The 14,670-nt window shown below is 36.1% G+C and carries 11 protein-coding genes and 1 other RNA gene; 1 reads left to right on the top strand and 11 read right to left on the bottom strand.

The window, feature by feature from the left end; all coding sequences use genetic code 11:
• A partial coding sequence (locus tag ACTNDN_RS20025; RefSeq protein ID WP_441131306.1) for an IS3 family transposase occupies positions 1-148 on the top strand: 148 nt, incomplete at its 5' end.
• 203 nt (positions 149-351) lie between these two features.
• On the opposite strand, the gene ACTNDN_RS20030 is transcribed toward ACTNDN_RS20025, so the two are convergent.
• The 11 genes from ACTNDN_RS20030 to tpiA form a co-directional block, all read right to left on the bottom strand.
• A complete protein-coding gene (locus ACTNDN_RS20030) occupies positions 352-1,074 on the bottom strand; it encodes a TniB family NTP-binding protein (RefSeq protein ID WP_441131944.1) in 723 nt (240 codons plus the stop codon).
• An 18-nt stretch (positions 1,075-1,092) separates the two neighbouring features.
• Positions 1,093-3,723 carry a TnsA endonuclease N-terminal domain-containing protein gene (locus tag ACTNDN_RS20035; protein ID WP_441131954.1) on the bottom strand — a complete coding sequence of 877 codons (2,631 nt, stop codon included), beginning with the start codon at positions 3,721-3,723 and terminating at the stop codon, positions 1,093-1,095.
• Positions 3,710-5,074 (bottom strand): TniQ family protein, encoded by a 1,365-nt coding sequence (locus tag ACTNDN_RS20040; RefSeq protein ID WP_048717262.1) that lies wholly within the window; start codon positions 5,072-5,074, stop codon positions 3,710-3,712. Before ACTNDN_RS20040 ends, ACTNDN_RS20035 begins: the two co-directional genes overlap by 14 nt.
• Positions 5,075-5,724: 650 nt before the next feature.
• Positions 5,725-6,060, bottom strand: a transfer-messenger RNA (tmRNA) gene (gene ssrA, locus ACTNDN_RS20045).
• 172 nt (positions 6,061-6,232) lie between these two features.
• Positions 6,233-6,700, bottom strand: a complete 468-nt coding sequence (smpB, locus tag ACTNDN_RS20050) for an SsrA-binding protein SmpB (RefSeq protein ID WP_031539863.1) — start codon at positions 6,698-6,700, stop codon at positions 6,233-6,235.
• Positions 6,701-6,824: 124 nt separating this feature from the next.
• The gene (rnr, locus tag ACTNDN_RS20055; RefSeq protein ID WP_396953895.1) at positions 6,825-9,116 is read right to left on the bottom strand and encodes a ribonuclease R; all 2,292 of its coding nucleotides are present in this window, start codon (positions 9,114-9,116) and stop codon (positions 6,825-6,827) included.
• A 66-nt stretch (positions 9,117-9,182) separates the two neighbouring features.
• Positions 9,183-9,926, bottom strand: coding sequence for an alpha/beta hydrolase (locus ACTNDN_RS20060; RefSeq protein ID WP_031539861.1), 744 nt, complete (start codon positions 9,924-9,926; stop codon positions 9,183-9,185).
• 241 nt (positions 9,927-10,167) lie between these two features.
• The gene (gene secG, locus ACTNDN_RS20065; protein ID WP_031540682.1) at positions 10,168-10,401 is read right to left on the bottom strand and encodes a preprotein translocase subunit SecG; all 234 of its coding nucleotides are present in this window, start codon (positions 10,399-10,401) and stop codon (positions 10,168-10,170) included.
• A gap of 646 nt (positions 10,402-11,047) precedes the next feature.
• Positions 11,048-12,343, bottom strand: coding sequence for a phosphopyruvate hydratase (eno, locus tag ACTNDN_RS20070; RefSeq protein ID WP_031540681.1), 1,296 nt, complete (start codon positions 12,341-12,343; stop codon positions 11,048-11,050).
• A gap of 36 nt (positions 12,344-12,379) precedes the next feature.
• A complete protein-coding gene (gene gpmI, locus ACTNDN_RS20075; RefSeq protein ID WP_441131945.1) occupies positions 12,380-13,915 on the bottom strand; it encodes a 2,3-bisphosphoglycerate-independent phosphoglycerate mutase in 1,536 nt (511 codons plus the stop codon).
• Complete coding sequence (gene tpiA / locus ACTNDN_RS20080) at positions 13,908-14,669, bottom strand: triose-phosphate isomerase (RefSeq protein WP_031540679.1); 762 nt, start codon at positions 14,667-14,669, stop codon at positions 13,908-13,910. The genes gpmI and tpiA overlap by 8 nt, the downstream gene beginning before the upstream one ends.
• Position 14,670 lies beyond the last annotated feature (1 nt).

A 14,670-nucleotide genomic window follows, 5' to 3' on the forward strand; every position in this document is an offset into this window, starting at 1 on the left:
GGTTTTCGATAGTCAACAAAAACTTGATCTAGAGCTATTTGATTACGTTAATTGGTTTAATAATATTCGAATTCATGGATCACTGGACTATCTAACCCCTAAAGAATATAAGCGCAAGCATCTAATAAAAACGAGTCATATTAAGTAAGAAGCTCCCACTTTACTTGGAGAGGCGGGCGTGATAGCTTTGATGGCTGAGCCAGATTATTTGATAAATCTGGCTTCCTGGCTCATGATCTTGCCCGCAGAGGCTCCGAGTCAAGTGGCAAACAGCACACACTGTTTTTCGTCTAAGTACCAATTATTTAGAAACTATAAAATGGTATGTGTTCCTTAATAATTTTGTTCAGTTTAGTGTTGACATACCACATCTTCTCTATTTCTTACATCGTATCGAGGGAAATGTACCTCCTTAACACGACTGGTTAATTGCCCATCCAAATTAATAACCTGATTTAAATCATAAGTCCCAAACATGACAAACTTTGAGCTAGTCATATTCGAAAGAGATTTAATAGAATTAAATTGTACGTTGAGTGCTTCACTACCTCCTCCAACTTTAAAAAAATGTTGTGCCTCATCGATCAAGAAAGCCCTAGTTTTTCTATTACGAAACGCAGATTCTATAGATATCCTTAATTCTGGCGCAGTATCTTTCCTAAAGGGCTTTAAATACTTCTTTGGTTCTTTTCTTATAATTTCATTTTCAATGTCAATCTTTTCATCTATTAACGGATCTTTTAATGCAGTTAGCACTCGAAAATAAAAATCCTTCCAATTAAACCTTGATAAATCTGGATTTGGTAACTCCATCCCTGAAATAGGAATTATTCCTGGATTTAATCTTATTTCTTCCTCCATATTTTTAAGATATTCAAAAATAAGTTCCCCAACCAATCTAGATTTTCCAATTCTAGATGGACCAATAACCATTATGATATTGTAATCACTAGAATTTATCTCTTTTATAACTTCATCCTTTACTTTAGTAAACTTTGGATGTTGTATAGTGTATTCCTTAAAGAATTTTACCCTCTCTTCCTTTGATTTTTTCAATAAATCTACATCAAACATTCTCGCTGTTTCATGCAATTAATTATCCCTCCCCAAAAACACTAAATCCATATCATCATCAAAAAAATTAACATCAGTTTTATCCGGCCTTTTGTTAAGCATATCATCGTTCTTCCCAGTTCCTTCTATCAATGTTAATTGGACCGCATCAATGCTTTTACCCTGCTTTTCCAATAATAAACGGTTTTCTATTTCTTCAGATTCAAGAATAAATTCCGCAATCATTTTCGCTGTAATTGAACTGTTTTTTTCAAATTCTTTTCTCTTGTGACGAAGCTCCTCTGTAATCAGTTTTATCTGTTTTTCTGTCTTTCCATTTACAATGGAATAATACTCAGAATAGCATTTTTCCCATCGTTTATTTACATAAGCGTATGCAACACCTATATTAAATGGATCGTAACGAACTTCTACCATACTATTTTCAATCTCTCTATTACGAAACTTGTCATTCGAGTAATAATAGTAGTTCAATTTAATACCTTTGCCCGGATGAACCTTACGGTGTCTTGGTTTAGGAGATGGTAATGTTAGAATGATAAACTCTTCATTGTAAGGTATAAGTCTAGTAAATCGTTTGCCTGTTGATGCTATTGAATGATTAAATGCATCCTTAGGAGTCATAAAATGTGCTGGATGTTCACGGATATCATAAACTTCGTCTATCCAATTTTCTAACCTTTCTGTCAATAGTTCCAAGTTCCAAACTGCATGATTCTTAGGATTCACCTGTTTAGTTACTTGACGTACATTTTTCATCACCTGAGTATTTCCAAGTAGATTATGGATTAACAGTTTATTTGCGATACCAAATAGACGCTCGACTACGCTACCAAACCTAGCCTTTGCAGCGGGTCTGGTTTTCTTTTCAACTTCATACATTGCAAGTAGTGACTCAAAATAAATGCTGTGAAAATCTCTCCCTCCATCCACGACCAAAGTTTGAGGAAGCCGATTATATTTTCTAACACATTCTCTTATAATCATCATGTTTGAGCTAATACACGGGGAATCAAATGTTAAATAAAAAGCTAAAATTCTCCTTGAAAAAGCATCTGTTAAAAATGTGCACCATGGTTTTTTTGATTTCCCATTTCCAATATCTAATTCAATATCTAGTAGAGTATGATCAATATGAGCGATTTCAAAAGCTCTATCTCCATGTTTTGGTGTGGTGTACTCTAGTGACCAATAAAATTCCTCGTATTTATAGGCGGCACGATCACCTTCTCTACCTTTTGTTAACTCAAAAATACTCCGTTTCCTTATTGCTTCACAAAAGGTTTGGTATGACGCTGGAGGAACTTTGTTGTTTTCACAAAGAGTTTGATATTCTCCATGAACAACTTTTGCAGTTTTTATTTTTATTGATTCATAGCTTTCATTTATAACCTCTTCCATTAACTCAATTGATTTTGTTGGAATTTTTCTATTACGGTTACCTTTGTTTTTATCATTTGGTAATAGTCCAAGGTATCCGTTCCCATATAAATCTTCGGCATCCCTATATGCCTTTATCCAATTTCTTATTGTTCTATCCGTTTCTTTTATTGGTCCTATTTCATCTCCTTGCAAAATCTTTTTAACAATCGAGTATTTTCTGTTTGCTATTTTCAAGTCTGCCTCAGCAGCAGTAGTAATCAATTCTTTGACTTTTTCATCATCTATGTCATCATCTGAATTCAAACCTGTAATATAACCTTCTGAAACATATCTTTCAAACGTTTCTATGGGGACTTCATTATAATCACCAGAATCTGATACCAAAAATAGGTTTTTTATATCATGATTAAGGATTTTCCACTGTATTTCTCCCCACAATATCTTTGAGCCATTTGTGATTTTAACCACGCTTACTTCCTTCTTCTCTCTAGAAGATTCCCAAAGATTTATAAAGCTCCTATTTTGCTCCTTGGTACAATAAATCTTAACAGAACTAGCCTCTACCAATAACGATGTGAAAAGGTCAACGTATAAAATATCTTGAGCAATTAAGATGTTAATATCATCTAAAGTAAAATCTTCACCTGAAGAATCGATCAACTTTTTCAAAGTTATTCCTGGAGAAGCCATTATGTTATTCTTTACAGAAGAAATAACTTCTTCATTTGGTTTTTCGCTCCCTAAATAATCTTTTAAGTAAATTAGATTTCTTTGTAAGGTCCAATTAATATCTTTTGATGAGCCTACTTTAAACTCAATTCCAAGTGATTTACAATATTCCTCTCCTGGTAAATAACGCCAATTACTCTCCTCATCCAAATAATACTTTGCATTTTTCTTTTGTGATAGCTTAATCAATTCATCTTCTGTTTTCCACTCAATCCAATATGCTCTGTCTTTCTCAATTACAAAAAAGTCAGGTGTTTTCCAACCTACTTTGTTTAATTTAATTGAAGGAGGTTGATCATAGAATTCCAATACATTATCATCAAACTCCATCATGTATATTGCAGCCAGCTCAACTTTTGAGCTCTCAAATTGAATGGTTACACCCATTTTTTTACTAGTGAACTCTCCAGGAACATTCCGAGCCCCTCCACCAACAAGGCGTGATGGATCAGATAATCTGATTATTTTTATTTGTTCTATTGCTTCTTCAGACAAATTAAGTTCTTTAGACCATTCGTGTAACTCATTGGAATTCATCACCAATATCTTCACACTCCCCTAAATTACGTTCAAATAGTAAACCTTGTTTACCTAATAAACCCTTCCAGTGAGATTGTAACTCTCTTTCTTTGAGTACACCTGGTTTATTCATAACAAATTCTATCTTCCTCCTACTTGGATAAATTCCCTGCATATATAGGTTTGTGAAAGTAGCTTCAACCTGAATTTTTAAACATAGTATTCTTTGAAGCTTTCTTTCTTCAAGGTATTGCTTATAATGATTTGAGATTTGAACGCAAAGATGGCGAAATTTTCTATAAAGTGTTCTTTTATTTATGCCTACTTTTTTAGCAGCTGCTTCCATTGATATATTTTCCTTATTTTGGATAACTTTTTCTAACTCCTTCTCAACAATGTAATAGTCAACTCTTTTAGGTTTTGATGAAGTATTTATAATTCTTTTCCTTTGTTTAACTATATGAAAATTTTGAATGTTGGTAGTAAGTAATAATTGTTCTATTTCTATATTTAACCTCTGGCATATGTATAATTGATTTTCTAAGGTTGGTTTAACCTTGCCTTTAATCCATCCTACTACCGAACTTCTTGCAAAATTTAATTGTTTACTAAATTCGTTAATACTTCCATCGAATACTTTTTCACAAATAAGATTAAGATTCTTAACAAGAAGTGAGTTCTCGCCTGTATTTATTTTTCCATCATAATTTAACAATGAACAAACATTATCAATTACAAAACCTTGCCAATCCTTATTTTCTTGGCCATATTTCTCTTTTGTTGCACCATCATCTAATTGTCGAAGACAGTGTTGGCAAATACCAACTAACGATTGCCTCCTTAGAATATCCTGTTGCTTAAAGCAAGTTGGACATTTATTTATTAGAAAACATGAATGAATATGGCACATATGGACTAAGTCTATGGACCATATTAAAGGATAATAAACTGTTTTATTATTTTCTTTCCATTCTTTGATACAAAAAGGACACCAAGCTAAGGATTTCTTTAACAGCTCCCTTAAAGGAAATACGTTTTTCCATCTTATTAATGTCAATTTATGTATATCGTCCCTAACTGTTAATTTTTCGATTGCCTTTACCACACTCAAGGAATTTTCCATGTATCCGTTTATCGTTTTCGCACCTTCATAAAATCGATTACCTCCAAAATCACGACTTCTATGAAGATAGTCCTTATCCATACTCGGGATTAGTAATTTATTTACCAAATGACCAACGGATGTATTATGCTCAAACGCAACTCTAGCTAAATAGCTTGTTAAACTTTCAACAAATTCGGAACCAGTACCGATTGGCTCTATATTATATAAAACACTTCTAGGGGTTATAAATAAATGTTCATACATAAGGACCACCTCTATTTAGAGGTAGTATCTCGCTAAGATGGAAAAGTATTCCTCCCCCATTTAATTAAAAAAGCACACATTTGTCCGTAGGGTTGGGAAATGTGCGCTTATCATTAGAAAGGTAATATTCATAATTATTTTAATATTATGTTAAATATGAAAATTAATCAAGGATTTTATGAATTTAATAGACAAAATTCCTTATACTAAGCGTACTTAGCTAATAAAGATTGTTATGCTTTTATATCTTAAATAAAGCATAAAATTTCCTAAAACAAAATAAAGCATAAGCTTTCCAAACGGAAAACTTATGCTTTACGTCACATATAGACAAAATAAAAACCACCAAATATGTATTTGGTGGAGACGGTGGGACGTGCAATTCCATGCTTTCGTCATGGCACTGACTATATCTTGAACCTGTAATATTTAGTTTGGTCCTCTGGCGTCTTATACGAAATATAAATTTACTTTAAAGTAGCATTCCGTATCCTAGTGCTACCAAATTCTTGGCAGCCTATAAGTCGATACACGGCTGTTGAATTACTTCACATACCGCTCGGCATTGCCTTATCACAGTTAATGTGACTTAGGTTTCACCGATAAAGCCAGATTTTCACTTATATGTTACCATACAAGGCGACTAAAATTAATCGAACCCACGTCCAGAAACATCGGCACTTAAGCTTCTACGAGTGTAGTCAACATATTCGCATTTCGCTTATTCTTCTGCCTGTTGACAGGCGTCCGGTAAGCTAGTCTGGTTGTTCTCTTCCTTCTTCCTCAGACGGTGGAATCCGGCGTAGCCCACTCAGTTTGAGTCCCTGACCCTACCACATGGGCGATGGAGGGAGGAACCGCTAAGCGCTATTAAGCAGCTAAAGCGAAGTTGTTTTGTTGTTTGCCAGTTATAGGCTTTGACGTTTTAACGAGGCCGATCCCCTCGACTCGCAACCTAAGCTCGAACTATCCCTGTCGAATCCGTAGCGTCCCCATTATTAGGATAAAATCAAGCAATTGTTACATTACATGATTCCCGCTTTAATAGAAAAGCGTAACGTTTCGGAAGCTCTGAAATAGGAGCTTAAATTTATGTTGTCATATCGACATAAATTATTATAACATAACTATAGCGTATTTCAATTGTAAAGTTTTGGATTACATTTTTTGCCTTTCACGTAAAGCACGTTCGATGCTACGATTTGCTTCTTTACGTTTTAAGGTTTCACGCTTATCATAGTTCTTTTTACCCTTACCTAGACCAATCAAAACCTTTGCATAACCATTTTTAAAATAAATCTTTAGTGGGACTAAAGCATAACCTACTTCTTTTGTCTCCCCAATTAATTTATTGATTTGTTTTCGATGTAATAAAAGTTTTCTTGTTCTTAAAGGGTCATGATTGTATCGGTTTCCTTGCTCATAGGGACTAATATGCATTCCGAGCAGGAATACTTCTCCATTAATAATGCGTGCATATGATTCCTTTAAGTTTACTCTTCCAGCACGAATTGCTTTGATTTCAGTTCCTTGAAGAACAATCCCTGCCTCGTAAGTCTCCTCAATAAAGTAATCATGATTTGCTTTTTTATTCTGTGCAACTAATTTCCCTTCACCTTTTGGCATGCCTCTTCCCCCTACTCTGCCAATAATTTTATCAAAAGAATGTCTATTATACAAACATCCCCTGCACGTGGTTTCCTTTTTCAGATAGAAACCACATGCCATTTAATGCTTAGCAAATTTTTAGTTAACGTCTCTTTTTCTTTCGCTTTGCTTTTGGTGCATTTTCGAAGTGTTTTCGATCATTCTTTCCTTTACGGCGAGATTCTCCAGGTTTTCCTTTTCTATCCGTATCTCTATCTGATTTACCTTTACGTGGTACACGAGACACACTGCCAGTAGAGAATACCTTGCCATCTTTCTTTGGATCTCTGCGGCGTGTTCCCTTCATGCCGACAATTTCAAAGTCAATTGCGCGTTCATCTTTATTTACATTTACAACACGCACCGTAATTTCGTCTCCAATACGGAAGACCTTTCCTGTTCTTTCGCCAATCATGGCAAAATGACGTTCATCATAACGATAGTAGTCATCGGTCATATAACTGACATGGACAAGTCCTTCGATTGTATTTGTAAGCTCTACAAACATTCCAAAATTCGTAACGGAGCTAATAATACCATCATATTCTTCGCCGATTTTATCAAGCATGTACTCTGATTTCTTCAACTCATCTGTTTCACGCTCAGCTTCTACTGATCTTCTTTCCATACTAGAAGAGTGCTCTGCTATTTCTGTTAAGCGGCTATTCCATTTTTCTTGTGTCGCTGAACTGATATCCCCTTCAATTAAATACGTCCGAATCAATCGATGGACGATTAAATCTGGATAACGTCTAATAGGTGAAGTAAAATGCGTATAGAATTCAGTTGATAAACCAAAATGTCCTAAGCTTTCAGGGTAGTATTTCGCTTGTTGCATCGATCGCAGCATTACCGTTGAAATAACCATTTCTTCCGGCGTTCCTTGAACTGCTTCGATAATTTCCTGTAATGCTCTAGGATGGACAGAATTTGCTGTTCCCTTAACAATATAGCCAAAGTTTGTAATAAACTCGAAGAATCTTCTTAGCTTTTCTTCTTTTGGATCTTCGTGAATACGATAGATAAACGGTACCTGCATCCAATGGAAATGTTCCGCAACCGTTTCATTGGCCACAAGCATAAATTCTTCAATTAATTTTTCTGCAACAGATCGTTCTCTTAAAATGACATCCTGTGGCTTTCCATCTTCATCTACGATTACTTTGGATTCTTTAAAATCAAAATCAATGGCACCACGAGTCATCCGTTTTTTGCGAAGGATGGCTGCTAGCTCTTCCATTCGTTCAAACATCGGTACAAGACCTTCATATTTAGCTCTCAATGCTTCATCTTTTTCGTGTAAGATCGAATTCACATCTGCATAGGTCATGCGCTCTGTGGTCTTAATGACGCTTTGGAAAATTTCATGCTTCACTACTTCCCCCTCTGGTGAGATTTCCATCTCACAGGAAAGAGTCAAACGATCTACTTTTGGATTTAAGGAACATATTCCATTTGATAAGCGATGTGGAATCATTGGAATCACACGGTCTACTAAATAAACACTCGTTCCCCTTTCCTCTGCTTCTACATCAATCGGAGAATTTTCTGTTACATAATAAGAAACATCCGCAATATGAACTCCTAGTTTATAATGACCATTTTCTAAAATTGTAACAGTAACCGCATCATCCAAATCTTTTGCGTCTGCGCCATCAATGGTGACAATTGTTTCATTACGCAAATCTCGTCTATTGGCAATTTCCTTTTCATCTATCGTATCTGGAGCACTATTCGCTTGATCTAGTACATTTTCCGGGAAAGCTAGTGGTAATCCATGCTTATGTATTACCGATAAAATATCCACACCTGGGTCATTCTTATGCCCTAGTATTTTGATAACTTCTCCTTCTGCATTCTTTCTGCCTTCTGGATAGGAAGTTAGTTTAACAACTACCTTATGCCCTTCGATAGCTCCTTTTGTACTGCCTTTAGGGATAAAAATATCCGTTGCGATTTTTTTATCATCAGGTATTACAAAGCCAAAATGCTTGCTTTCCGAATATGTACCAACAATTTGCTGTACGCCTCTTTCAATAATTCGGACGATTGTCCCTTCTCTTCTTTGACCAGAACTCTCAGAAGTGACACGAGCTAACACAATATCTCCGTTTAACGCTGTTTTTACTTCATTTGGAGGGATAAAGATATCATCCATCCCTTGTTCTTCTGGAATAACAAATGCAAACCCTTTTGCATGTCCTGCTAGTTTCCCTCGAATAAGGTTCATTTTTTCCGGTAAACCGTAACGATTGCTTCTTGTACGAACGACTAGCCCCTTTTCCTCCATCTGTACAAGTGCCTTTACAAAATCTTTGAAGTGAGAAGAATCCTCTATTCCAAAAGCCTCTTCTAATTCTTGCACCGTTAATGGTTTGTAGGCTTCATCTTTCATATAGGTTAATAACTTCTCGACATTTTCCTTAATTATATCTTCCAAACAAAAAACCTCCTTTGCTTCTCATTCTTTCCAATCTAGTTTTTCTAAAAACTGATAGAAATCTTCAAATACCTGTTCTTTCTCTTTATCATGTGTAATAACATGACTTGAGTTTTCATACCATTTTATGTCTTTGTAAATCGATTCCACTTCTTCATAAATAATATTAGCACTATTTATATCAATCATTTGATCATGTCTGGCCTGTATAACAAATACGGGTGAATAAATAAGGTCAATAGAGTCTCTTACTTCTTTTATAAGATTTTGTAATTCCTTCAGTGTATTCATCGGCTTAAATTGACCCATTTCCTGTTCGATGACTTCTTCTGATTTTTTCTCGCGTTGCTTATAATTGCGAGCGTATTCAAGCACTCCTTCATACATTACTTCTTCACTCTTGATATACATCGGAGCACACATGGTTACGATACCCTTTACAGGTACAGTGTAACCTAATTTAAGGGAAAATACCCCTCCTAAGGATAGTCCGCCAACGGCAATTTCTTCATATCCCATATCCTTTAAATGCTGGTATGCTTCCGTAACATCTTTCCACCAATCTTTCGGTCCAGACTCGACTAATTCTTCTGGCGGAACACCATGACCTTTATATAAAGGAACATAGCATGTATACCCCTTTGTATTTAAATATCTACCTAGCAAACGCACATCAGATGTATTACCTGTAAATCCATGCAATAACAGCACAGCACGTTTATTATCTCCTTTAAATGTTAATGGCTTCTGTTCTACTATTTTCATTAGATAGCGCTCCTTTATCTTATTATTTTCTCCTTCATCCTTATCTATAATTAAAATTACTATGTTAATTAGAAAAAGAACTATCTTTTATTGTAGTAAAAAAGAAATGGAAGAATCCAGTAATATGATTTTTCTTTAGTAAGGTCGTTCCTTCTTTAAATCAACACTTATGTATGATTGTATTCCGAAAAAAAACCTGACCTTTCATGGCCAGGTTTTTTATCTATACAGAATTTCGTTATTATAGATCAAAATAACTAACTGCAATCGTTAATACAAAAAATAGAATTGCTAAAACGATTGTTGCATTGTGAAGGATTAATTCTAAACCACGTGCTTTTTGTTTACCAAATAACTGCTCTGCACCACCAGAAATTGCTCCAGATAGTCCAGCACTCTTACCATTTTGAAGAAGTACTACTACGATTAATGCAATCGCAACGATAATCAATAAAGTAATCAAAACTGTGTGTATCATATCAAACACCTCCATTAAACCCAACCTACATTAGTTTAAATGTATCATATTTTATGTTTTGCCACAATAGTATGTCGCTTTCTTTGTCATAATAATTAGTAGAATATATTTATCCAGCATGAATGTATGGAAGAGTTCTCTTAATTACGCGATAACCTTTGAATAAGAAGCATCTGTTCCCTTTTCCTGCTGGATCTCTTGCTCTCGGGCTCAGAGACCGTTCCTCTGTTCCCTTTTCTTGCTGGATCTCTTGTTTTCGGGCTCAGAGAACGCTCCTCTGTTACCTTTTCCTGCTGGATCTCTTGTTTTCGGGCTCAGAGAACGCTCCTCTGTTACCTTTTCTTGCTGAATCTCTTGTTTTCGGGCTCAGAGAACGCTCCTCTGTTACCTTTTCTTGCTGAATCTCTTGTTTTCGGGCTCAGAGAACGCTCCTCTGTTCCCTTTTCTTGTTGGATTTTTTGTATTCGGGCACTGAGAACGTTCCTCTGTTCCCTTTTCTTGTTGGATCTCTTGTTTTCGGGCACTGAGAAATGATGCGGCTCCTCTTCTCCCTATTCTTTCACAATTATTAAAAAGCACCCTAGCTTATAGGAAATCTCCTAAAGCTAGGGTGCTTATCAAGTTAAGGAAAGCTTAACTTCTATTATTTCTTAAGGTTATAGAAAGATTTAAGACCATCGTATACTGCTAACTCGCCAAGCTCGTCTTCGATGCGAAGAAGTTGGTTGTATTTAGCGATACGATCTGTACGAGACATAGAACCAGTTTTGATTTGACCAGCGTTTGTAGCAACAGCGATGTCAGCGATTGTAGCATCTTCTGTTTCACCAGAACGGTGAGAAACAACAGCTGTGTAACCAGCACGTTTAGCCATTTCGATAGCTTCGAATGTTTCAGTTAAAGTACCAATTTGGTTAACTTTGATAAGGATTGAGTTAGCAATACCTTTTTCGATACCTTCAGCTAATTTTTTAGTGTTTGTAACGAATAAATCATCACCAACTAATTGTACTTTAGAACCGATACGGTCTGTTAATAATTTATGACCTTCCCAGTCGTTTTCATCTAATCCATCTTCAATAGATAGGATTGGGAATTCGTTAACTAACTCTTCGTAGAAAGATACTAATTCTTCAGAAGTTAAACCATTACGGCCTTCTCCAGCAAGATCATATTTTCCAGTTTCTTTGTTAAAGAATTCAGAAGAAGCAACGTCCATTCCTAAGAATACATCTTTGCCTGGCTCATAACCAGCTTTTTTGATTGCTTCGATGATTACTTCTAATGCTTCACGGTTAGAACCAAGGTTTGGAGCGAATCCACCTTCATCACCTACAGCAGTGTTTAAACCTTTTGCATGTAAAACAGCTTTTAATGCATGGAATACTTCAGCACCCATACGTAGAGCTTCTTTGAAAGTTGGAGCTCCTACTGGCAAGATCATGAATTCTTGGAAATCAACGTTGTTATCAGCATGTGAACCACCGTTGATGATGTTCATCATTGGAGTTGGTAATTGTTTTGCATTGAATCCACCAAGGTAACGGTATAAAGGTAATCCTACTACTTCAGCAGCAGCATGTGCAGCAGCCATAGATACACCAAGGATTGCGTTAGCACCTAATTTACCTTTGTTTTCTGTACCGTCAAGTTCGATCATTGCTCTATCGATTCCAACTTGGTCAGTAACGTCCATACCGATAATTGCTTCAGCGATTACTTCGTTTACGTTTTCTACTGCTTTAAGAACACCTTTACCAAGGTAACGAGATTTGTCACCATCACGTAATTCAACTGCTTCGTATTCACCAGTTGAAGCACCAGATGGAACTAGTGCGCGACCAAAGAATCCTGATTCAGTTAATACTTCTACTTCTACTGTTGGGTTACCACGTGAATCTAATACTTCACGAGCATAAACTTGTTGAATATAAGGCATATTTATTCTCTCCTTTAAATATAAAAATCTTAAATCTTATTTTTTAATAATAGATGTTCCAGTCATTTCTGCTGGTTTATCAATTCCTAATAAATCTAACATAGTAGGAGCAAGATCTCCTAAAATCCCATCTGTACGCAACTCAGCATTCTTATCTGTTACGATAACAGGAACTGGATTTGTTGTATGTGCTGTCATTGGTGTTCCTTCAAGTGTTACCACTTCATCAGAGTTACCATGATCAGCTGTGATAATTGCTTTACCACCTTTTTGTTCTATTAAAGTGATAATTTTGCCTAAACATTCGTCCACTGTTTCAATCGCTTTGATTGTTGGTTCAAGCATTCCGGAGTGCCCAACCATATCAGGGTTAGCGAAGTTTAGAATAATAGCATCAAAATTATCTGCTTCAATTTCCTTCAATAGTGCATCTGTTACTTCATATGCACTCATTTCAGGTTTTAAATCATAGGTTGCCACTTTTGGTGAATTGATTAAGATACGTTTTTCACCAGGGAACTCAGCTTCACGTCCACCACTCATAAAGAAAGTAACATGTGGATACTTTTCTGTTTCAGCGATACGAAGCTGTGTTAATCCGTTTTGTGAAAGTACTTCACCTAAAGTGTTATCCAAGTTTGTTGGCTTGAATGCAACATACCCATTTACTGTTTCACTAAAATGAGTTAAACATACAAAGTAAAGATCTTTTGGATGTTTTTCCCCACGATCAAATGAACGGAAGTCCTCATTTGTGAACGTATTAGAAATTTGAATTGCACGGTCAGGACGGAAGTTATAGAAAATAACAGCATCTTCATCTTTAATTGACGCAACTGGCTCACCGTTCTCTTTTGTGATTACAGATGGAAGTACGAACTCATCAAAGATTCCGTTATTGTAATTATCCTCTACTACTTGTAATGGATCAGAGTATGCTGGTCCATCGCCATATACCATAGCACGGTATGATTTTTCTACACGATCCCAACGCTTATCTCTATCCATGGAATAGTAGCGCCCAGAAATGGTAGCAAATTCACCTACACCGTATTCAGCCATTTTTTCTTGTGTAGCTTTAATGTATTTCTCAGCAGTCTTTTGACCGACGTCTCGACCATCTAGAATACCGTGAATATATACATTTTCTACGCCTTCTTCTTTTGCTAAACGAAGAAGTGCAAACATATGCTCAATATGGCTATGAACTCCACCATCGGATAATAATCCGAATAAATGAAGATTTTTGCCTTTTTCTTTTACATGCTTAATTGCATTAACGAAAGTTTCGTTTTTGTAAAACTCGCCTTCTCTAATAGACAGGTTAACTCTTGTTAAACTTTGATATACGATCCGGCCGGCACCGATATTCAAATGTCCAACTTCTGAGTTACCCATTTGTCCTTCTGGAAGACCAACAGCTTCCCCACTAGCTACTAAAGTAGAATGAGGGTAAGAGTTCCAATATTTATCGAAATTAGGCTTATTTGCTTGTGCTACAGCATTACCCATGCGTTCGCTTCTTAAAGCAAAACCATCTAAAATGATTAAAGCTACTGGAGATTTACTCATTCTTACCTGCCTCCAATAAAGCTAAAAAGCTTTGAGCTTCTAGGCTAGCTCCACCTACTAATGCTCCATCAATATCTGGCTGTGCCATATATTCTTTAATGTTCTCAGGCTTTACACTACCGCCGTATTGAATACGGATGTGTTCAGCAACCTCTGAAGAAAATTGTTCACTTACTACTTTACGGATATGTGCACATACTTCGTTTGCATCTGCAGAAGTAGAAGATTTACCTGTTCCAATTGCCCAGATTGGCTCATATGCAACAACTGTTGCTTTCGCTTGATCTGGAGTTAAGCCGTTAAGCGCTTTTGTTACTTGAGTTGCAACAAAGTCATTTGTTTCGCCGTTCTCTCTTTGTTCTAGTGTTTCACCACAACAAACAATTGGAGTTAAACCATTTTCAAATGCAGCGATTGTCTTCTTGTTAACAGACTCATCTGTTTCGTTAAAGAACTCACGACGCTCCGAATGACCAAGTACTACATATTTTGCACCGATATTTTCTAATGCTACTGGGCTGATTTCACCAGTAAATGCACCATTTTTTTCGAAATGCATATTTTGTGCACCGATTTTTACATCTGTGCCATCTGTTAATTCTACTAATTGTCCTAAAAATAACGCAGGAGCACAAACAACTGTATCCACTTTTTCACTTGATGGAACAGAAGCTTTTACTTCTTGAACAAACTCAACCGCTTCAGGAAGCGTTTTGTTCATTTTCCAGTTACCTGCAATAATTGGTTTGCGCATG

The sequence above is a fragment of the Niallia sp. HCP3S3_B10 genome, from assembly GCF_052064465.1.
Taxonomy (GTDB): domain Bacteria; phylum Bacillota; class Bacilli; order Bacillales; family Cytobacillaceae; genus Niallia; species Niallia hominis.

Bases quoted from the DNA above. Each gene is read 5' to 3' on its own strand.
- ACTNDN_RS20030 (WP_441131944.1), bottom strand. From the start codon at position 1,074: ATGTTTGATGTAGATTTATTGAAAAAATCAAAGGAAGAGAGGGTAAAA.
- ACTNDN_RS20035 (WP_441131954.1), bottom strand. From the start codon at position 3,723: ATGAATTCCAATGAGTTACACGAATGGTCTAAAGAACTTAATTTGTCT.
- ACTNDN_RS20040 (WP_048717262.1), bottom strand. From the start codon at position 5,074: ATGTATGAACATTTATTTATAACCCCTAGAAGTGTTTTATATAATATA.
- smpB (WP_031539863.1), bottom strand. From the start codon at position 6,700: ATGCCAAAAGGTGAAGGGAAATTAGTTGCACAGAATAAAAAAGCAAAT.
- rnr (WP_396953895.1), bottom strand. From the start codon at position 9,116: ATGAAAGATGAAGCCTACAAACCATTAACGGTGCAAGAATTAGAAGAG.
- ACTNDN_RS20060 (WP_031539861.1), bottom strand. From the start codon at position 9,926: ATGAAAATAGTAGAACAGAAGCCATTAACATTTAAAGGAGATAATAAA.
- eno (WP_031540681.1), bottom strand. From the start codon at position 12,343: ATGCCTTATATTCAACAAGTTTATGCTCGTGAAGTATTAGATTCACGT.
- gpmI (WP_441131945.1), bottom strand. From the start codon at position 13,915: ATGAGTAAATCTCCAGTAGCTTTAATCATTTTAGATGGTTTTGCTTTA.
- tpiA (WP_031540679.1), bottom strand. From the start codon at position 14,669: ATGCGCAAACCAATTATTGCAGGTAACTGGAAAATGAACAAAACGCTT.